Annotated in this window: 18 protein-coding genes; 17 read left to right on the top strand and 1 reads right to left on the bottom strand. The window is 68.5% G+C overall.

What is annotated here, in order from left to right:
* Positions 1 to 22: 22 nt before the first annotated feature.
* From KHO18_RS12815 to KHO18_RS12730, 17 genes are all read left to right on the top strand, one after another.
* Complete coding sequence (locus tag KHO18_RS12815) at positions 23 to 496, top strand: nitrate reductase cytochrome c-type subunit (RefSeq protein ID WP_244844761.1); 474 nt, start codon at positions 23 to 25, stop codon at positions 494 to 496.
* Positions 497 to 515: 19 nt separating this feature from the next.
* Positions 516 to 1106, top strand: coding sequence for a cytochrome c3 family protein (locus KHO18_RS12810; protein ID WP_144195368.1), 591 nt, complete (start codon positions 516 to 518; stop codon positions 1104 to 1106).
* A gap of 63 nt (positions 1107 to 1169) precedes the next feature.
* A complete protein-coding gene (ccmA, locus tag KHO18_RS12805) occupies positions 1170 to 1805 on the top strand; it encodes a cytochrome c biogenesis heme-transporting ATPase CcmA (protein WP_144195370.1) in 636 nt (211 codons plus the stop codon).
* Positions 1805 to 2470 (top strand): heme exporter protein CcmB, encoded by a 666-nt coding sequence (gene ccmB / locus KHO18_RS12800; RefSeq protein ID WP_144195372.1) that lies wholly within the window; start codon positions 1805 to 1807, stop codon positions 2468 to 2470. Before ccmA ends, ccmB begins: the two co-directional genes overlap by 1 nt.
* A gap of 4 nt (positions 2471 to 2474) precedes the next feature.
* Positions 2475 to 3236, top strand: coding sequence for a heme ABC transporter permease (locus tag KHO18_RS12795; protein WP_211943308.1), 762 nt, complete (start codon positions 2475 to 2477; stop codon positions 3234 to 3236).
* An 18-nt stretch (positions 3237 to 3254) separates the two neighbouring features.
* Positions 3255 to 3407, top strand: a complete 153-nt coding sequence (ccmD, locus tag KHO18_RS12790) for a heme exporter protein CcmD (protein WP_144195376.1) — start codon at positions 3255 to 3257, stop codon at positions 3405 to 3407.
* Positions 3404 to 3865 (top strand): cytochrome c maturation protein CcmE, encoded by a 462-nt coding sequence (gene ccmE / locus KHO18_RS12785; protein ID WP_211943307.1) that lies wholly within the window; start codon positions 3404 to 3406, stop codon positions 3863 to 3865. Before ccmD ends, ccmE begins: the two co-directional genes overlap by 4 nt.
* Positions 3862 to 5871, top strand: coding sequence for a heme lyase CcmF/NrfE family subunit (locus KHO18_RS12780; RefSeq protein WP_211943306.1), 2010 nt, complete (start codon positions 3862 to 3864; stop codon positions 5869 to 5871). Before ccmE ends, KHO18_RS12780 begins: the two co-directional genes overlap by 4 nt.
* Positions 5868 to 6407, top strand: a complete 540-nt coding sequence (locus KHO18_RS12775; RefSeq protein ID WP_144195382.1) for a DsbE family thiol:disulfide interchange protein — start codon at positions 5868 to 5870, stop codon at positions 6405 to 6407. Before KHO18_RS12780 ends, KHO18_RS12775 begins: the two co-directional genes overlap by 4 nt.
* Complete coding sequence (locus KHO18_RS28740) at positions 6400 to 7413, top strand: cytochrome c-type biogenesis protein CcmH (RefSeq protein WP_377731461.1); 1014 nt, start codon at positions 6400 to 6402, stop codon at positions 7411 to 7413. Before KHO18_RS12775 ends, KHO18_RS28740 begins: the two co-directional genes overlap by 8 nt.
* A 109-nt stretch (positions 7414 to 7522) precedes the next feature.
* Positions 7523 to 8230 (top strand): FadR/GntR family transcriptional regulator, encoded by a 708-nt coding sequence (locus KHO18_RS12760; RefSeq protein WP_144195384.1) that lies wholly within the window; start codon positions 7523 to 7525, stop codon positions 8228 to 8230.
* Between the two features lie 28 nt (positions 8231 to 8258).
* Positions 8259 to 9671 carry an FAD-binding oxidoreductase gene (locus KHO18_RS12755; RefSeq protein WP_211943305.1) on the top strand — a complete coding sequence of 471 codons (1413 nt, stop codon included), beginning with the start codon at positions 8259 to 8261 and terminating at the stop codon, positions 9669 to 9671.
* A 78-nt stretch (positions 9672 to 9749) separates the two neighbouring features.
* Positions 9750 to 10958, top strand: a complete 1209-nt coding sequence (locus KHO18_RS12750) for an efflux RND transporter periplasmic adaptor subunit (RefSeq protein ID WP_144195388.1) — start codon at positions 9750 to 9752, stop codon at positions 10956 to 10958.
* A 1-nt stretch (position 10959) separates the two neighbouring features.
* On the top strand, positions 10960 to 11679 hold the full coding sequence (locus KHO18_RS12745; RefSeq protein WP_244844757.1) for an ABC transporter ATP-binding protein: 720 nt from the start codon (positions 10960 to 10962) through the stop codon (positions 11677 to 11679).
* Positions 11680 to 11735: 56 nt separating this feature from the next.
* Positions 11736 to 12890 carry an ABC transporter permease gene (locus KHO18_RS12740; protein ID WP_144195392.1) on the top strand — a complete coding sequence of 385 codons (1155 nt, stop codon included), beginning with the start codon at positions 11736 to 11738 and terminating at the stop codon, positions 12888 to 12890.
* Positions 12891 to 12918: 28 nt separating this feature from the next.
* Positions 12919 to 14085, top strand: a complete 1167-nt coding sequence (locus KHO18_RS12735) for an ABC transporter permease (RefSeq protein ID WP_144195394.1) — start codon at positions 12919 to 12921, stop codon at positions 14083 to 14085.
* 135 nt (positions 14086 to 14220) lie between these two features.
* Complete coding sequence (locus tag KHO18_RS12730; RefSeq protein WP_211943304.1) at positions 14221 to 19284, top strand: ESPR-type extended signal peptide-containing protein; 5064 nt, start codon at positions 14221 to 14223, stop codon at positions 19282 to 19284.
* Positions 19285 to 19358: 74 nt separating this feature from the next.
* Here the strand turns inward: KHO18_RS12730 and KHO18_RS12725 are convergent, their stop codons facing one another.
* Complete coding sequence (locus KHO18_RS12725) at positions 19359 to 20249, bottom strand: LysR family transcriptional regulator (protein WP_144195398.1); 891 nt, start codon at positions 20247 to 20249, stop codon at positions 19359 to 19361.
* Between the last annotated feature and the right edge of the window lie 94 nt (positions 20250 to 20343).

Here is a 20343-nt window from a genome sequence, read left to right as displayed (position 1 = left end):
CGCCATGCGATCAACAGTCTGGATGGGTTGGATCCTCGCCAGCCATTTCGTCCTGGCCGGCGCCCAGGCCCAGTCCGAGGGGCGCGGGCTCACCGATGCCATGCGCGGCCCCACGCCCATCGGCAGCGAGTCCAAGCCGCCCCTGCTCTATCCCACCGAGAACAAGGACGTGCGCCGCAACCGCAACTACACCATGCAGCCGCCGACCATCCCGCACAAGATCGACGGCTACCAGCTCGACAAGGACTACAACCGCTGCATGTTCTGCCACGCGCGCACCCGCACCGAGGAGACCCAGGCCATTCCAGTGAGTATCACGCACTATATGGACCGGAACAACAACGTCCTGGCCGATGTCTCGCCCCGGCGCTACTTCTGCACCCAGTGCCACGTGCCGCAGGCCGACGCCAAGCCGCTGGTCGGCAACACGTTCACGGACGTGGAGACCATGCTGAAGAAACCGGCGGCGCCCAAGGGCACTGCAGCCAAGAAATAAGACCTGGCGGACTAGCGCGATGCTCGACCTGCTCAAACGATACTGGCGCACCATCAACCGCCCCAGCGCGTATTTCAGCCTCGGCTTCCTGACGCTGGGCGGCTTCATTGCCGGCGTGGTGTTCTGGGGCGCGTTCAACACGGCGCTGGAGTTCACCAATACCGAGAAGTTCTGCACCGGCTGCCACGAGATGCGCGACAACGTGTACCAGGAGCTGCAGGGCACCATCCACTTCACCAACCGCAGCGGCGTGCGCGCCAAGTGCTCGGACTGCCACGTGCCGCACAACTGGACCGACAAGATGGCCCGCAAGATGCAGGCGTCGAAGGAGGTCTGGGCCAAGATCTTCGGCACCATCGACACCCGCGAGAAGTTCCAGTCCCACCGGCTGGAACTGGCCCAGCACGAGTGGGCACGCTTCAAGGCCAATGACTCGCTCGAATGCCGCAACTGCCATGACTACCAGTCGATGGACTTCACCCGGCAGAGCCCGCGCGCCCAGACCATGCACTCCACCTACCTCGCCAACAAGGAGCGGACCTGCATCGACTGCCACAAGGGCATTGCGCACCGGCTGCCCGATGTCTCCAAGGCCGAGGGCAGCGAATGACCCACGCCGCGCCCTGCCGTTCCCGTTCCCGCGCCCGACCCCGTTCCGGCTGAGGCCCGCCCCATGCTCGCGGCCCACCAGCTCGCCTTTGCCCGCGCCGGCCGCGCCGTATTCCGTGGCATCGACCTCGACCTGGCGCCCGGGCAGGCCATCGCCCTGACCGGGCCCAACGGCAGCGGCAAGTCCACGCTGCTGCGGGTGCTGGCCGGGCTGCTGGTGCCGCTGGCCGGCGCCGTGACCTGGCAAGGCCGGCCCGTGCGCGGCGGCGATCCGGACTATGGGCGTTCGGTGGCCTACCTCGGCCACCACAACGGGCTCGATGCCGACATGAGCGCCATCGAGCAACTGGTCTACGCGGCGCGGCTTGCCGGGCACCGGGTCACGCCGGAGGCGGCGCGGACGGCGCTGGCCGATGCGGGGCTCGCGCGGATGGCCGATGCGCGGCTGCGCACGCTCTCCCAGGGCCAGCGGCGGCGCATCGCGCTGGCACGGCTGGCCCTCACGCCCCGCCCGCTGTGGCTGCTGGATGAGCCGCTGGCGGCGCTAGACGCCCCCGCCGCCGACCACTTCCGCACCCGCCTCGATGCCCATCTGGACGCCGGCGGCATGGCCGTGATCGCCCTGCATGGCCCCTTGGCGCTGCCACTGGCAACGGCGCGCGGCAGCCTGCGCGGGCTCGCGCTGGAGGGCACCGCCTGATGCATGCCTTCGGCGCCACGCTCGTCCATGACCTGAAACTGGCCTGGCGCCGGCGCGACGGCCTCGTCGCCACGCTGGTCTTCTTCGTCATCGCCGCCAGCCTGTTTCCGCTCGCCATCGGCCCCGATCCGCAGCAGTTGCGCGCGCTGGCCCCCGGCATCCTGTGGGTGACGGCGCTGCTGGCGTCGATGCTGTCGCTCTCGCGCCTGTTCGCCGCCGACCATGCCGAAGGCAGCCTGGAGCAGATGCTGCTGTCCCCGGCGCCGCTGGCGCTGCTGGTGCTGGCCAAGATCTGCGCGCACTGGCTGACCAGCGGCCTGCCGCTGCTGCTGCTGACGCCGGTGCTGGCCCAGCAGTATTCGCTGCCGGCCGGGGCGACGTGGATGCTGGCGGCGTCGCTGCTGATCGGCACGCCGGTGTTGAGCCTGATCGGCGCGGTGGGCGCGGCGCTGACGCTGGGCGTGCGCGGCGGCGCGGTGCTGCTGTGCATCCTCGTCCTGCCGCTCTGCGTGCCGGTGCTGGTCTTTGGCGCCGGGGCCGGCGCGGCGGCGGATGCAGGGCTCGACGTCATGCCGCAGTTGTCGCTGCTGGGCGCCTGCCTGGCGCTGGCGCTGTGCCTGTGTCCGCCGGCCGCCGCTGCCGGCCTGCGCATTGCCATGGAGTGAGACGATGGGATCCTCGGCCGACCTGCCCCGCTCCGCCAGACTGGCCCAGCCCTCCCGGTCGCGCTGGCTGGCCTACGCCTCCCCGGCCCGCTTCGACCCGCTGGCCCGGCGGCTGGCGCCGTGGTTCGCCATGGCCGCAGCGCTGTGTCTGATCGCCGGGCTGTATGTCGGCTTCGGCGTGGCGCCCACGGACGCCCAGCAGGGCGAGGTCTACCGCATCATCTTCATCCACGTGCCGGCGGCGTGGATGTCGATGTTCATCTACCTGGTGATGGCCGGCTACTGCGCGCTGGCGCTGGTGCTGCGCACGCGGCTCTCGTCGATGATGGCCTCCGCGCTGGCGCCCACCGGCGCGCTGTTCACCTTTATCGCGCTCTGGACTGGCGCGCTGTGGGGCCAGCCGACCTGGGGCACGTGGTGGGTCTGGGACGCCCGGCTGACCTCCGAACTGATCCTGCTGTTCCTCTACCTCGGCTTCCTCGCGCTGGAGAACGCCATCGACGACCCGCGCCGCGCCGAACGTGCCTGCGCGGTGCTGGCGCTGGTCGGCGTGGTGAACATTCCCATCATCTATTTCTCGGTGCAGTGGTGGAACACGCTGCACCAGGGCGCGTCGGTGAGCCTGACTGCCGCGCCGTCCATGGCGCACACCATGCTGGCCGGCATGCTGCTGATGACGCTGGCCTGCTGGATGTACACGATTGCCGTGGCGCTGGTGCGCGTGCGCTGCATCCTGCGCGAGCGCGCCGAGCCACGGCTGGCGTAGCGAGAACCGGAGCCGATCATGCTGAACCTGCTGCTGTCTTCGCCCCATCTGGGCTATGTGGCCGGCGCCTTCGGGGTGGCGTTTGCCGCGCTGGGGCTGGAAATGATGCTGCTGGCCCGGCGCGCGCGGGCCGCGCGGCGGCTGGCGGCTGGCGACGATCACCGCGCATGACAACGACAACGCGGCGCCGTCGCCTCGGCTGGCTGCTGGCCGCGCTGGCCTGCGCCGGCGTGGCCACGGCGCTCGTGCTCAACGCCTTCCGGGGCAACCTCGTCTTCTTTTTCAGCCCGACGCAGGTGGCCGCGCAGGAAGCCCCGGCCGGGCGCGCGTTCCGGCTGGGGGGGCTGGTCGAGACCGGCTCGCTGCGCCGCGAGGGCGACGGCATGACCATCCGCTTTATCGTCACGGACACCGTGCGGCAGGTGCCGGTGGTCTATCGCGGCCTGCTGCCGGACCTGTTCCGCGAAGGCAAGGGCGTGGTGGCGCGTGGCCAGCTACGCGACGGCGTGTTCCAGGCCACCGAAGTGCTGGCCAAGCACGACGAGAACTACATGCCGCCCGAGGCCGCCGAGGCCCTGAAGCAGGCCGCCCAGACCAGGGCACGCACCCCGGAGGCCACGCCACGATGATCGTCGAACTCGGCCACTTCGCCCTGATCCTCGCGCTGTTCGTTGCCGTGATGCAGGCGGTGCTGCCGATTGCCGGCGCCGCGCGGGGTCCGGGCGGCGACGCCACGCTGATGGCCGTGGCCCGCCCCGCCGCCGTGGCCCAGGCGCTGCTGGTGCTGGCGGCCTATGGCGCGCTGACCCTGGCCTTCCTCGACAACGACTTCAGCGTGCGCTACGTGGCGGCCAACTCGAATACCGCGCTGCCGGCGATCTATCGCGCGGCGGCGGTCTGGGGCGGGCACGAGGGCTCGATGCTGCTGTGGACGCTGATGCTGGCGCTCTGGACGCTGGCCGTGGCGCGCTTCAGCCGCGGCCTGCCGCCGGCGCTGCGGGCCCGCGTGATCGGTGTGCTGGGCGCCATCAGCGTGGGCTTCCTGCTGTTCCTGCTGTTCGCCTCCAACCCGTTCATCCGCCTGCTGCCGCCGGCCATGGAGGGGCGCGACCTGAACCCGCTGCTGCAGGACCCCGGCATGGTGTTCCATCCGCCCCAGCTCTATATGGGCTATGTGGGCTTTGCCGTGGTCTTCGCCTTCGCCGTGGCTGCGCTGCTGGGCGGGCGGCTGGACGCCGCCTGGGCGCGCTGGGCGCGGCCGTGGACCACGCTGGCGTGGAGCTTCCTGACCCTCGGCATCCTGCTCGGCAGCGCCTGGGCCTACTACGAACTGGGCTGGGGCGGCTGGTGGTTCTGGGACCCCGTGGAGAATGCCTCGCTGATGCCCTGGCTCGCCGGCACGGCGCTGATGCACTCGCTGGCCGTCACCGAGAAACGCGGCGCCTTCCGCGCGTGGACCGCGCTGCTGGCCATCTTCACGTTCTCGCTGAGCCTGCTCGGCACCTTCCTGGTCCGCTCGGGGGTGCTGACGTCCGTGCATGCCTTCGCCGTGGACCCGACGCGCGGCGTGTTCATCCTCGCCCTGCTCGGCGCCATCACGGGCGGCGCGCTGGCGCTCTATGCCTGGCGCGCGCCGCGCGTGTCGGTGCGCGCGGCGTTTGCGGCGGTGTCGCGGGAATCCTTCCTGCTGGCCAACAACGTGCTGCTGGCCGTGGCGGCGGCCACGGTGCTGCTCGGCACGCTTTATCCGCTGCTGCTGGACGTGCTCGGCCTCGGCAAGATCTCGGTGGGGCCGGCTTACTTCGAACAGGTCTTCGTGCCGCTGATGGCGCCGGCCGTGCTGCTGATGGGCGTGGCCCCGCTGGTGCGCTGGCGCCACGCCGCCCTGCCCGACCTGGCCGCGCGGCTGCGCTGGGCCGCCATCGGCAGCCTGCTGGTGGCCCTGGCGCTGCTGGCGATGCTGCGCAACGGCTCCGCGCTGACCGGGCTCGGGCTGTGGCTGGCCACCTGGTGCGTGGCCAGCGGGCTGACCAGCCTCGCCAGCCGGCTGCGTCATCGCGGCTGGGCGGCCCTGCGGCAGTTGCCGGCCGGGTATTACGGGATGCTGCTCGCGCATGTCGGCGTGGGCGTGTTTATCGCCGGGGTAACGCTGGTGAAAAGCCAGGAAAGCCTGCGCGAACTGCCGATGCGGGCCGGCGAGGTGGTCAGCGTGGGCGGCTATGCGTTCCGCTTCGAGGGCGTGGCGCCGGTGCGCGGCCCCAACTACGCGGCGTTCCGCGCCACGCTGGTGGCCAGCCGCGACGGGCGGACGGTGGCCACGCTGGCGCCGGAACGGCGCGTCTACCGCAGCCAGGACATGCCGACCACCGAGGCCGCCATCGACAATGGCTTTACCCGCGACCTCTACGTGGCGATAGGCGAACAGGTGGCCGACGGCCAGTGGGCGGTGCGGCTCCACGTGAAGCCGTTTGTCGGATGGATCTGGGGCGGCTGCGTGCTGATGGCGCTCGGCGGCGTGCTGGCGGCTTGCGACCGGCGTTACCGGCGGCGGACGGTGGAGGTGGTGACGGAGGCCGCGCTCCCGACCCCGCGCCCCGCCGTGCCGCTGGCCACCACCCGGGAGCCGCTGCGATGACGCGCTTCCTCCTCCCTCTCGCCGTCTTCCTGGCCCTGGCCGCCGCGCTGGCTGCCGGGCTGCGGCATGATCCGCGCGAACTGCCATCGGCGATGGTCGGCAAGCCCGCCCCGGCGTTGCGGTTGCCGCTGCTGAAAGCTTCCAGTGAAGTACGCGCCACATCCGATCTCAAGGGCAAGGTGTGGATGCTGAACGTGTGGGCGTCCTGGTGCACGGCGTGCCGCGTCGAACATCCGGTGCTGACCGACTTCGCAGGCAAGTCCGAGGTGCCGCTGGTCGGCCTGAACTACAAGGACCAGCCCGACGCCGCGCGCGACTGGCTGCGGCGCATGGGCGATCCGTACGTGGCGTCGCTGGTGGACGCGGATGGCAAGGCCGGCATCGACCTGGGCGTGTATGGCGTGCCGGAAACCTATGTCATCGACCGTGCCGGGGTGGTGCGCTACCGGCAGGTGGGGCCGGTGACGCCGCAGGTGCTGGAGCAGAAGATCCTGCCGCTGCTGCGCACGCTGGAACGGGAGCCCGGCCATGCGTAGATTGGCGCTCGCCTGCCTGCTCTGGATGGCGTGCGCCGCCCACGGCGCCGACGATGCCGCCAAACTGGACGCCCGCGTGCATGCGCTGGCGGAACAGCTACGCTGCGTGGTCTGCCAGAACCAGACGCTGGCCGATTCCAACGCCGACCTCGCGGTGGACCTGCGCAGCCAGATCCGCGAACAACTGCGCGGTGGCGCGAGTGAGACCGCCGTGAAGGACTTCCTCGTGCAGCGCTATGGCGACTTCGTGCTCTACGACCCGCCGGTGCGGCCCTTGACGTGGCTGCTGTGGTTCGGGCCGGCCCTGCTGGTACTCGGCACCGCCGTGGTCGTGGTGCGGGCGAGGCGGCGGCATCGGGCCGTGTTTCGTCCTCGCACCGATCCGCCGGAATTGGCTGATCTAGTTGCGCCACCGGGGCGGTCCCGCTGGGTAGTCGCCGCCTCGCTGGCCCTGCTGCCGGGCGGGGCGATGCTGCTCTACCTCCACCTCGGCAACCCCGGCATGGTCCGCGCAGCCTGGGCCTGCACGCCGGCCACGCTGCCGGCTGGCGATGGGCACACCGTAGACATGCAGCAAATCGACGCCATGGTGTCCCGGCTGGCCCTGCGCCTGCGGCAGGAGCCGGGCGATGCCAACGGCTGGTACATGCTGGCGAGGTCTTATACGGCGCTGGAACGGTTTGACGACGCGGCGGCGGCCTACGCGAAGGCCGTGGCGCTGGTGCCGGATGCGGCGGCGCTGCGGGCCGACTATGCCGATGCGCTGGCCAGCGCGGCTGGGGGGCAACTGGAGGGCGCGCCAATGGAGCAGGTGCGCGCGGCACTGGCGCTGGATGGGGATGAGCCGAAGGCGCTGGCGCTGGCGGGGACAGATGCGGCTGAGCGGGGGGCGTTGGCGGAGGCGATTGGGTATTGGGAGCGGCTTTATCGGTTGCTGCCGGCGGAATCTGAGACGGCTCGGAGGGTCAGGGGGAATTTGGAGGCGGCTCGGGGGGCGTTGAAGTAAGCGGTGTTGGCTATTGTGCGTTGCGAACAAAAGCCAACCCCGCAAAGACCCAAAACCTAACGTTTACCCCTAGTTTTCATATAACCATAAAAGTGTAACGTCTCACCCCATGCAGACAACCCGCCCCATCACCCTCACCGAACGCGTCATCCAGCAGCTCCGCGCCGAGATTGCCGATGGCGTGTATCCGGTTGGCGCCCGCCTGCCCACCGGCAAGCAGCTGGCCGAGCGCTACGGCGTCAGCACCGCCGTGATCCGGGAGGTGACCGAGCACCTGCGCTCGCAAGGGATGATCGAGAGCCGTCAGGGGCTGGGCAGCACCGTGCGCGCGCGCGTCAGCGATGCCGGGTTCCGGCTCTCCGGCCAGGCCGGCGCCGATGCCGCCGATCTGGCGGCGATCTACGAACTGCGTCTGGACCTGGAAAGCGCCGCCGCCGCGATGGCCGCGCGGCGCCGGACCGACGACGATCTCCAGCGCATGGCCGACCTGCTCGGTACCCTTGCCGCCCAGTTGCACGACATCGACCGGGGTGCCGAATCCGACACCCAGTTCCACGTGGCCGTGGCCGCCGCCACCCACAACAAGTACTACCAGGACCTGCTCCAGTACCTGAACCTGCAGCTGCACCACGCCGTGCGCACCGCGCGCGGCAATTCCCAGCGGCAGCCGGGGCTGCCCGAGCAGGTGCATGGCGAGCACGTGGCGATCTTCGAGGCGATCCGCGCGGCGGACCCCGAGGCCGCCCGGCTGGCCGCTGCCGCCCATCTTCGCAATGCCGCCGCGCGGCTTGGCCTGCCGCTGCGGGCCGCCGCCTGAACCCCCTCTATATATAGATAGGTATCCCATGTCCGACGCCGCCTTCCTGCAACGCCTGACCGACACCCTTGGCCCCGACGTGGTGGCCACCGCGCCCGATGACGTGGCGCCGTGGACCAGCGACTGGCGCGGCCTCTACAAGGGCCAGGCGCAGGCCGTGATCCGGCCGCGCACGACCGAGCAGGTCTCCCGGGCGCTGGCGCGGTGCCAGCAGGCCGGCGTGCCGGTGGTGCCGCGCGGCGGCAATACCGGCCTGTGCGGCGGTGCCGCGCCGGACAGCCGGCCCGTCAACGTGATCCTGAGCCTGGACCGCATGGACAAGATCCGCTCGATCGACACCATCGCCAACACCATGGTCGTGGAGGCCGGCTGCATTCTCGGCAACCTGCGCCGCGCCGCCGAGGAGGCCGACCGGCTGTTCCCGCTCTCGCTGGCGGCCGAGGACTCGTGCCAGATCGGCGGCAACCTCGCCACCAACGCCGGCGGCGTGAACGTGGTGCGCTACGGCATGACGCGCGAGCTGGTGCTGGGCGTGGAGGCGGTGCTGCCCGATGGCGAGGTCTTCCACGGCCTGCGCACGCTGCGCAAGGACAACACCGGCTACGACCTCAAGCAACTGCTGATTGGCTCGGAAGGCACGCTGGGCGTGATCACGGCTGCCGCGCTGCGCCTGCTGCCGCGCGCCGATTCCCGCGCCGTGGTGCTGGCCGCGGTGGCGTCGTCCGAGCAGGCGCTGAAGCTGTTCTCGCTGCTGTTCGCCCGTTGCGGCGCCCGGCTCCAGGCCTTCGAGTTCTTTACGGGCGACTGTCTGGAACTGGTGCTGACCCATGCCGAAGGCGTGCAGGCGCCCTTCCCGGAACGCCATCCCGCCTATGTGCTGGTGGAAATCGCCGATACGGCGCCCGAGGATGTGCTCAATGCCCTGCTGGAGTCCGTGATTGGCGACGCGCTGGAGCAGGGTCTCTGCCTGGACGCGGCCGTCTCGGCCTCGCTGGCCCAGTTGCAGAGCCTGTGGCGGCTGCGCGAGGAAATCTCCGAGGCCCAGCGCGCCGACGGGCTGCACCTGAAGCACGATGTCTCGCTGCCGATCGAGCGGATTCCGGCCTTCATGGCGTCGATGGAGGCCCGGCTGCTGGCGAAGCACCCGGGCATCCGCCCGTTCATCTTCGGCCATTTTGGCGACGGCAACCTGCACTACAACCTGTCGCGCCCGCTCGGCGCGGACGCGAAATGGGCGCTCAACGAGGGCAAGGCGGTCAGCGAGGACGTGCTGGACGAAGTGGCCCGCTACGACGGCAGCATCAGCGCCGAGCACGGCATCGGCCAGCTCAAGCGGGACTCGTTCCTGGCGCTGAAAGACCCGCTCGAACTGCGCCTGATGCGCGCCATCAAGCAGGTGTTCGACCCCAGCGGCATCATGAATCCGGGCAAGCTGCTCTGAGTTCCCGGCGGCTTCCGGCGCCGGGATCACACGGCGCTATACTGTCAGCCCCTTTTCCGCACCCTACCGGTTGAAAAATTGGCTGATCAAGACCTGAGCAGGCTGAAAATCGATCGCAGTGCCATGGCGCCCGCGCCGCGTGGGCGCCGCCGCTGGCTCCGCTACGCGGCCATTGCCGTGGTCGTGCTGGCCGTGATCGGCATTGGCGCCCGGCTGGCCGGCCCGCAGGCGGTGGAGGTGGTCACCGTCTCCAGCGCCTACCCCTCCCAGAACTACACCCTGCTGAACGCCACCGGCTACGTGGTGCCGCAGCGCAAGGCGGCGCTGGCCTCAAAGGCGCAGGGCCGGCTCGAATGGCTGGGCGTGCTGGAGGGCTCGCGCGTCAAGAAGGACGAGATCATCGCCCGGATCGAGAGCCGGGACGTGGAGGCGTCGCTGGCCCAGGCCAGGGCGCAGGTGCAGGTGGCGCAGGCCAACCTGCAACTCCAGCAGGCCGAACTGCGCGATGCCGAGGTGAACCTGCGCCGCTCCGAGACGCTGCTGGCGCCCAAGGCCATCTCGGTGCAGCAGTACGACGCCGACCTGGCCCGCTACAACAAGGCCCGCGCGTCGATCAACAACTCGCAGGCGTCCATCACCTCCGCCCAGGCCAACGCCCGCTCGGCGGAGGTATCCGTCGAGCAGACCGTGATCCGCGCGCCGTTCGACGGCGTGGTGCTGATCAAGCACGCCAACGTCGGGGACAACATCACGCCGTTCTCGGCCGCGTCGGACACCAAGGGCGCGGTCGTCACCATCGCCGACATGGAAACCCTCGAAGTCGAGGCCGATGTCTCCGAGTCCAACATCGCCAGGATCATCGTCGACCAGCCCGTGGAACTGCTGCTGGACGCCCTGCCCGACCTGCGCATGGCCGGCCGGGTGTCGCGCATCGTGCCCACCGTGGACCGCTCGAAGGCCACCGTGCTGGTCAAGGTGCGATTTGTCGACCGTGACCCGCGCGTGCTGCCGGACATGAGCGCCAAGATCGCCTTCCTCTCCAAACCGGTGCCGCCCGAGGACCGCAAGGCGCTGGTGGCGGTGCAGCCGGCCGCCATTGCCGAGCGCGACGGCAAGCCGGTGGTGTTCCAGGTGGTGGATGGCAAGGCCAGGCAGGTGCCGGTGACCAAGGGCGCCCGCGTGGGCGAGCTGGTGGCCGTGCAGGGCGTGAAGCCCGGCGACACGCTGGTGCTGGCGCCGGCCGACAAGCTGTCCGATGGCAGCAAGGTCACCGTGGCGAAGAAGTGACGTGACGACTGACGTGACCCACAATCCTACCCACCGCCCTGAACCGCTCGTCTCCATCCGCCACCTCGCCAAGTCGTACCGGCGCGGCGCGCAGACGGTGCCGGTGCTGTCCGATATCACGCTCGATATCGCCGAAGGCGACTTCATCGCGCTGATGGGGCCGTCCGGTTCGGGCAAGAGCACGCTGCTGAACCTGATCGCGGGCATCGACCGCCCGGACAGCGGCGAGCTGCGCGTGGCCGGGGTGGATATCGCCGGGTTGCCGGAATCCTCGCTGGCCGACTGGCGCGCCGCGCACGTCGGCTTTATCTTCCAGTTCTACAACCTGATGCCGGTGCTCACCGCGTACGAGAACGTGGAGCTGCCGCTGATGCTGACGCGCCTGTCGCGCCAGGAGCGGCGCGAGCGCGTGGAGATGGTGCTGCGCATGGTCAACCTGGCGGACCGGATGGACCATTACCCGTCCGAGCTGTCCGGCGGCCAGCAGCAGCGCGTGGCGATTGCCCGCGCGCTGATCACCGACCCCACGCTGATCGTGGCCGACGAGCCCACTGGCGACCTGGACCGCACCTCCGCCACCGAGATCCTGGCCATGCTGCAACGGCTCAATACCGAGGCCGGCAAGACCATCATCATGGTCACCCACGACGCCCACGCGGCCGAGGCGGCGCGCTCGCTCGTCTACCTGGAAAAGGGCGAACTGCTGGCCGGCCGGCGCTAGGCTCAGATCCAGGACACCAGGACATCAGGACACCAGGACCCCAGGACCCCATCGCCATGTACCTGCCCCGGCTGATCGCCCGCAACGCCCTGCGCCACAAGCTGCGCACGGCGCTGACCGTGCTTGGGCTGGTGATCGCCGTGCTGGCCTACGGGCTGCTCCAGACCGTGGTGGATGCCTGGTACGCGGGCGCGGCGGCGGCGTCCAACGCGCGGCTGGTCACGCGCAACTCGATCTCGCTGGTGTTTCCGCTGCCGCTGAGCTACGAAAATCGCATCCGGGGCGTGGAGGGCGTGACGCAAGTCGCCCGCTCAAGCTGGTTCGCCGGCACCTATCGCGACCCGAAGAACTTCTTCGCCCAATTCGCCGTCTCGGACAACTACATCGATCTGTATCCCGAACTGATCCTGCCGCCCGAACAGCGCGCGGACTACCGGCGCGACCGCCGGGGCGCGCTGGTGGGCCGGCAATTGGCCGACCAGTACGGCTTCAAGATCGGCGATGTCATCCCGCTCAAGGGCACGATCTACCCCGGCACGTGGGACTTCGTCGTGCGCGGCATCATGGAAGGCCGCGACGAATCTACCATCACGCGGCAGATGCTGTTCCACTACGAGTACCTGAACGAGAGCATCCGCAAGAAGGCCGTCGGCAAGCCGGACCAGGTGGGCGTGTTCATCCTCGGCATCGACAACCCGGACAATGCCGCCGCGGTCTCGCGCCGCGTGGACGATGTCTTCCGCAACTCGCTGGCCGAGACCATGACCGAGACGGAGCAGGCGTTCCAGCTCGGTTTCGTGGCGATGTCCAACCAGATCATCGCGGCCATCCGCGTGGTGTCCTACGTGGTGATCGTGATCGTGATGGCCGTGATGGCGAATGCCATGGCGATGAGCGCCCGCGAGCGGACCACCGAATATGCGACGCTAAAAGCACTTGGATTCGGGCCGGGCTTCCTGTCGATGCTGGTGTTCGGGGAGTCGATGTTGATCTGCATCGTGGGCGGTGCCATCGGCATGTTGCTGACACCGCCGGCAGCCAGTTTCTTCAAGCAGGCGGTGGGCGGCGTGTTCCCGGTGTTCACCGTGTCTCAAGAAACCGCCGTGATGCAGGCCGCGTGCGCGCTGGTGGTGGGCGCGGCGGCGGCCATCGTGCCGGCGGTGCAGGCGGCGCGCGTGCGCATTGTCGAGGGCCTGCGGGCCATCGGCTGACCGGCCCGGCTCCCTCCCCCCTCCTCCTATGGTCATCCCGCTCCACTACATCGCGCGCAACGTCTGGGCCCGGCGGCTCACCACCACGCTCACGGCCGGCGGGCTGGCGCTGGTGGTGTTTGTCTTCGCCGCCATGCTGATGCTGGACGCGGGCCTCAAGCAGACGCTGGTGACCACGGGCGAGCCGGACAACGTGGTGTTGATCCGCAAGGGTGCCGAAACCGAGATCCAGAGCGCGATTTCGCGCGACCAGGCGGCCGCCATGGAGATGCATCCGGCCGTGGCAATGAACCGGGACGGCCGGCCCATGGCCTCGCGCGAGGCTGTGGTGCTGATTTCGCTGACCAAGAGCGGCGCGGCCTCGCCGGCCAACGTGGTGATCCGTGGCGTGTCCCCGCAGGGCGTGACGCTGCGCCCGCAGGTGCACATCACGGCCGGGCGCGTGTTCCGGCCGGGTTCGTCCGAGATCATCGTCGGCAGCAGCATCGCCAAGGGCTTCGGCAACGTGCGCATTGGCGACCACCTGCGCTTTGCCCAGCGCGACTGGACCGTGGTGGGCCATTTCGACGCCGGCGGCAGCGGCTTCGACTCCGAGATCTGGGGCGATGTAGACCAGCTCATGCAGTCGTTCCGGCGCACCAGCTATTCGTCGATGGTGGTGCGGCTGGGCCAGGCGGACGGCTTCGACAAGTTCCGGGCCGACATCGACGTGGACCCCCGCCTCGCCAACGAGGCCAAGCGCGAGCAGCAGTTCTACAGCGACCAGTCGCGCGCGCTCTCCACCTTCATCAACATCCTTGGGCTGACGCTGACCACGATCTTCTCCGTGGCGGCGATGATTGGCGCCATGATCACGATGTACGCCTCGGTGGCCAATCGCGTGGGCGAGATCGGCACGCTGCGCGCGCTGGGCTTCCAGCGCACCAATGTGCTCGCGGCGTTTCTTATCGAGGCGGTGCTGCTGGGCTTTGTCGGCGGCGTGGCCGGGCTGGCCTGCGCGGCGCTGATGCAGTTTGCGTCATTTTCGACGACGAACTTCCAGACCTTTGCCGACCTGTCGTTCCGTTTCCTGCTCACGCCCGGCATCGTCGTCAAGACGCTGCTGTTCTCGATGGCGATGGGCTTCATCGGCGGATTCCTGCCGGCGCTGCGTGCGTCGCGCCTGAATATCGTGGATGCGCTGCGCGCGCGTTGATCGGAAACCCGTTCGGGTGATCGGATAGATCCGGATCGGGGGGGCCCCCCCGGCGTCTCCCGGTTTCTAAAGTTTCTACCATTCAGCGCAGACCGCTTCATTTCTACCCTCCATGCACACTCATGGAGAGCAGAAATGAACACCACCTATCGCGCAGTCTTTAACGAATCCCTTGGCACCTGGGTTGCCGTTTCCGAAATCGCCAAGTCCCACGGCAAGCGCAGCAGCGTGCGCAAGGCCGTCGTCGCCACGGCCGTAGCGGCCGCCCTGCTTGCCATGCAAGCCACCGGCATGGCGCAGGAGATTGGCGCCGAAGCCGCCTGGGCGGAACAGCCGGTTGCCACGCAAGAGCTGGGCGAGGTCGGCCCGGGCACCCCGGACGCCGCCGTGTGCGAGCCGCAACTGGATGCCGATGGCATGCCGATTGCCGACACCTGCGAGGAAAATTCAGGTTCTTCCGATCATCGGGCCTTGATTGGCTCGGGCATCGTGGCCGGCGCCGCCGGTCTTGCCGCGCTGTTTAGCGGCAGCCACAGCGATGCCGCCGCGCCTGTTACCCCGGCGGCCCCGGTTACTCCGACGGAGCCGCCCGCGCCCCTCATTCATAGCACCGAAAACCTGGCGGTCGCCAACGGCGCCACCGGCCTGCGTCTGGATGAAGACAACACCGTGCTCCTTATCAACGGCCACACCGCCATCTCCGGCGAGGGTTCGACCGGCACCGCCATCCATGGCAAGGGCGCCAGGGTGGTCATCGGCGGCGAAACCACGGTCTCCGAAGGCGGCACGGGCGTCAGGATCGAGGGCGATCAAGGCTCGGTGTCCCTGGACGGCACGACCGCGGTGTCCGGGCCGGCCTCCACCGGCGTCGACATGACGGGCGACAACGCCAAGGTCTCGCTCGGTGGCAAGGACGCCGCTGCACCGACCACCGTCACGGTGGACGGCGGCGGCACCGCCGTCCGGATCACCGGCAACGGTGCCGACGTCGAGGCGTCCAACATCGACGCCACCAGCACTGGCGCCGGCTCCTCGCTGTTCTCGATCACCGGCGATGACGCAAGCGCCAACCTCAGCGGCACGCTGACCGTGCGCGACGGCGCCCGGGGCGTCGACATCACCGGCAATCGCGCCACGGTACAGTCCGCAGCCAAGATCGACGTGGCGGACGCCGGCTCCATCGGCATCCGTGTGGCCACCGACAACCCCGCCGAAGGCGACTTCACAAGCTTTACCAGCACGGGGGACATTCAGGTCAGCCAGAACGCCATCGGCGCCAGCATTGCCGGCAGCCGGGCGGATGTCACGCTGGACGGCGACATCGCCGTCACGGTCGCCCGCAATGCAGCGGGTGTCCTGCAGGGTGGCCAGGGCGTGGTGGTCGAGGGCGACCATGGCAACGTCAGGATCCAAGGCAATGTCACGGTGGCCAATCAGGATATCGGCACCAGCGGGGTGCAAATGGATGCCTCCGCCGTCACCCGCGGCGTGTCCGTCAGCGGCAACGACAACCATGTCTCGGTGGATGGCAAGATCAGCATCGCCGCGACCGGCCAGATCAATGGAAGCGGCCAGTCGCGCCAATGGACAGGCCTGCACGTCACCGGGGACAACAACACTGTCAATGTGGATGACGGCGTCACGGTGCGACTCGAGGCGTCTGACGCCAGTAGGGACCATATCAATCCGACGGGCATCGCCGTGAACGGCAAGAGCGCCGTGACATTGAGCGGTCAATCGAGCGTCAAGAACGACTCCATATGGGGCCAGGACACCAAGTTCGCCACGGTTCAGGGCGGCGGCGCCTTGCAGATGGCCGAGGCGTCCGTCCTCGACATCGACCATGTGGCGAGCGTGGGCAGCGCCTATAACGAGTCAGGGGTTCTTGCCGCAGGCGGCGCCGGCAGCACGATCTCCAACGCCGGTGCCATCCGCGCAACCGTGGACTTCACGATGCTCATGTCGGCTGACAACGGGGCCCGTTTGCAGAATACCGGCACGATTTCAGCGAGCAACACGAGAGTGTCCAACAATCGGTCCTCAGCCATGCAATTGGCACGCGGTGCAGGTTCGACTGCCGACAACAGTGGAGAAATCCAGCTGACCTCGACTGTCACGCCGCGCTGGGGCAACGGGTTCAATCTGATTCCGGTGCGATGGGCGAACGATACCGGCTATGCCCAGTTGGCGAACAACTACGGCACGGTCACCAATGGCGCCAATGGTTCCATCGTCCTGGAGGGCGCAGGGCTATTCGGGCCGTCCGCCAGCGCCAACGGCACCGCGCTGAACGCCGGCCACGTATCGCTCAATGGCGCGGTGGCTGTCGTCGACGCCCAAGGCCAGATCACCGGCCACACACCCTATACCACCACGACGTCCTATTACCGTGGCGCCGGCATGGTGGCAGGTTCCACTGACGCCGGTTACGGCGAAAATGCCAGGGCCACCAACACGGGCACGATCAGCGTGAAGAACTCCGGCTTCGGCATGCTGGCGCTCTCCGGCGGCACGACCGTCAATACCGGCACCATCAATCTTGACGCCGACGCCGCAACGGTTGCCGACGGCACCGCGCACCAATTGATCGGACTCGGCGCACTCGCCGGCGGTACCGCCATCAACGAGCAGGGCGGGGTCATCAACGTCAACACCGATCTGGGCCGCGCCTTCTATACCGAAGGCAACGGCCTGGTCGTCAACCATGGCAGCGTGAACTTCAACGGCGCGGCCATGGACCCGAGCGACTCGCATATGGGGGCCACGCCGAGCACGGCCACGCCACTTGCCGGCGTCATTGCCGGAACAGGCCAGTCGGTTACGCTGGATGACCCCCTGGGTTATGTCGCCGCCAACCATCTCACCAACTATGGCGCAGTGACCAACGCCGCCACGCTGGACATGCGCAGCCGTTGGCTGCTCAACCAGCAAGGCGCCAGCTTCTCGTCGCCTTCCACCCCGCTGACACTTGCGAAGTTCGAGAACAAGGGCACGCTGACGGCCGGCACGGTGACGAGCGGCGTGGGATACAACCGGGCCGGCGCCACGATGAATGTGGGGCTGCTGTCGCTGGTATCGGGCAACAACTTCTTTAACGAAGGCAACTTCCACGGCAGCGCAACGGCGGGATCCTATACCAACAAGATCGCCAACACCGGCGACTGGACCGTGAGCGAGGGCGATGCCATCTACGGCCGGCTCAAGCTCATCAATCAGGAGGGCGGCACGCTGCGCAATACGGCGCCGGGCACAGGCGCGCTGGTCAACATCAGCTCCCTGCCTGGCGGCCAGACGTTCAACAACGCCGGCACGATCACGGCCACCGACGGCTACAGCGCCCTCAAGACCGGCCATGGCGAAGTGACCGACAATCCGAACAACTGGCTGGTCAACCGTTCGACGGGCGTGATCGACGGCATGATGAACGGCACCGAGAAGGCACTGATCAGCATGGGCCGCGCCACCAGTTTCGGCAACGAAGGCACGATCAACGTGCAGGGCGACGGGGCGATTGGCATCCGGGGCGCCGCGTCGAGCTACACCACCAATATCATCAACGCCGGCACCCTCAACGTCGGCACCGAAGCCGGCAAGGCGGACGGCACGAACGGCACGGGCCTGATCGGCATCCAGGGCAGCAACGCCGCGAACCGGATCTACAACAACGCCACGGGGGTCATCAACGTCTACGCCGATGATTCGTACGCCTTCGGCGGCAATGGCAAGGTCGTCAACAACGGCACGGTGAATCTGGAATGTGACACCGGCTGCGCGATCTTTGCCCCGGGCAGCGCCGCGGCCATCACTGGCAGCGACAAGGCCATCGAGGCCCAGGAGGGGCTTCCCGGGCAGGGCTTGGTGCCCACGCCGACACCCGAAGCGGCGCCCCGCATGGTGCTGCGCGGCTACCAGGTCGGCACCAATGCCAACGGTACGGCCGGCACCCTGCGTGGCAGCCATCTGGACGTCTCCGAGGTCAAGGTCGACACCGCCTTCGCCGCCGGCACCGCCGCCAAGGCGGTCACCTTCGACAACGTGTTCCAGGGCACTGATATCACCGGCGCCCAGAACATCCAGTCCGACAGCGCCGTCTGGACCGCCAACGCCGCCCAGGACGCCAAGGGCATCGACGTGACGATGACCAAGAACGCCTACCAGGACGTGGTGACCGACGCCAAGCTCAAGGACGCCGCCGCCGCCCTCGAAGGTGCCTACAGCAATAACGCCGTGTTCCAGAGCCTGAACCTGGCCACCGCCGCCGAAGTCACCAAGGGCGTGAGCCAGCTCACCGGCCAGGGCTTCGGCCAGGCCATGAACCAGGCCAAGGTGCTCAGCAACCGCTTCAACGTGCTGGCCGACAACGTCAAGGAAACCCCGAGCGGCCTGGGCTTCAACATGGTCACCCGTGGCACCCCCGGCGCCCGCCTGGCCGGCTCCGAGTACGACATGGCCGTGCTGTCCTCGCGCTTCAGCGTGGGCGACCAGGGCAAGGTGGCCGTGCGCTACGGCGTGGCCAACCTGGCCAGCATCGACGCCGGCTCCAACGCCGCCACCAGCAACGGCCTCTCGGGCGTGAGCCAGTTCGCCGGTGTGCAGTACGTCAACCCGATCGCCGCCGGGCTGGAACTCTCCGGTGACCTGCAGTTCGAGCAACATCGTCTCGAATCGAGCCGCTCGCTCAACTACGGCAGCGTCAACGAGACTGCCTCCTCGAAGAACGGCCAGGACAAGTACCGCGCCAACTTCGTGGTGGGCAAGCCGGTGGAAGTGGCCAAGGGCTTCACCGTCACGCCGATGATGGGCCTGGACATGCGCCAGACCCGCGACCACGCGGTGAACGAGCAAGGCGCCGGGGCCTACAACCTCAACGTCTCGGGTGCCACCACCACGGCGATGGACGCCATCGGCGGTGTGAAGCTGGGCTATCAGCACGCCAACGGCCTGAACGCCAGCGTGCGCCTGCAGGGCGGGCCGAACCTGTTCTACGGCGCCGGCCAGCGCCAGGCCAGCCTGGCTGGTGCCCCGGATGCGCGCTTCGCACTGCCGGATGCCACCCAGCGCAGCCGCTTCAACTACAACAGCACCGTCAGCGTGGGCTACGCCAAGGACCTGCTCAACCTGTCCGCCAACGGCTACACGGCCGACCAGGACGGCGTGAAGGACTATGGCGTGATGTTCAAGGTGGTCAAGCAGTTCTAAGACGGATCCGAATCCGCCTCTCCATGCAGTGACTTCGGCCGGGCGCCTTGCCCGGCTTTTTTTCGTTTACCTGATTACCCGATCACCTCTTCGCAGACCGCCAGCCACGCGCGCGCCGCGTGAGACAGGTAGCGGCCCGGCGGCCAGACGTGGGCCATCGCCCAGTCCATGGTCGGCTCGGTCAGGCGGGCCATGGCGAGGGTGTCGGCGGCGTCCAGCCGCGCCAGCAGCGGTTCGGGCAGAAAGGTGGTGCCGAGGCCGGCGGCGGCCATCGACACCAGGAAGTCCCAATGGCCGCTCTGCGCGACCACGCGCGGCGTCATGCGCGCCGTGGCAAACGCCTGGCGCAGCTTGCAGGTCAGCGAGAACTCGTCGGTCAGCAGCACCAGCGGCGTCTCGCGCAGCGCCTCGAGCCGTACCGTCTTGCCGCCCGCCCAGGGCACGCCGCGCGGGCCCACCACCCAGATCGGATAGCGCGCGAACTCGCGCGTGGCAAGGTCCAGCCCGCTGTCGCCGGGCAGCAGCGTGGCACCTACCTCAAGTTCACCATTCGCCACTTGTTGCTCGACCACCTGCCCGCCATGCTCGGACAAGGTCAGTTCCAGATTGGGATAGCGCTGACGGAACGCGCTGACGGCAGGCGAGAAGAACAGGTTGACCATCGGCGGCAGGCCCACGGTCAGCTGCCCGCGCCCGAGTGACGACAGATCCGCCACCTCCAGCGTCAGCCGATGCACCACGCCCAGCGCCTCCTGCCCCCGGTCGTAGACCACCCGGCCCACATCGGTCAGGCGCACGGACTTGCCTTCGCGGATCAACAGCGGCTGGCCCACTTCGTCCTCCAGCTGGCGCACCATCTTGCTGATGGTGGACTGGGTGACGTAGAGCGACGCCGCCGCCTGCGTGAAGCTCTTGAGCCGCGCGGTTTCCACGAAGTAGCGCAGCGCGCGGATGTCGATGGGCATGGCATTCCCCGGGATCGATGATGATGAAAATTCCGACTGGATCGGCGAATTTTAAATCATGGATGGAATGATCGCCAGTTCGCTACACTGCCCC

Origin of the sequence: Cupriavidus campinensis (assembly GCF_905397395.1) — a bacterium.
In the GTDB taxonomy this organism is placed as follows: domain Bacteria; phylum Pseudomonadota; class Gammaproteobacteria; order Burkholderiales; family Burkholderiaceae; genus Cupriavidus; species Cupriavidus campinensis.
The sequence above is the reverse complement of the archived record's forward strand: the minus strand, read 5'-3'. Positions and strand labels throughout refer to the sequence as shown.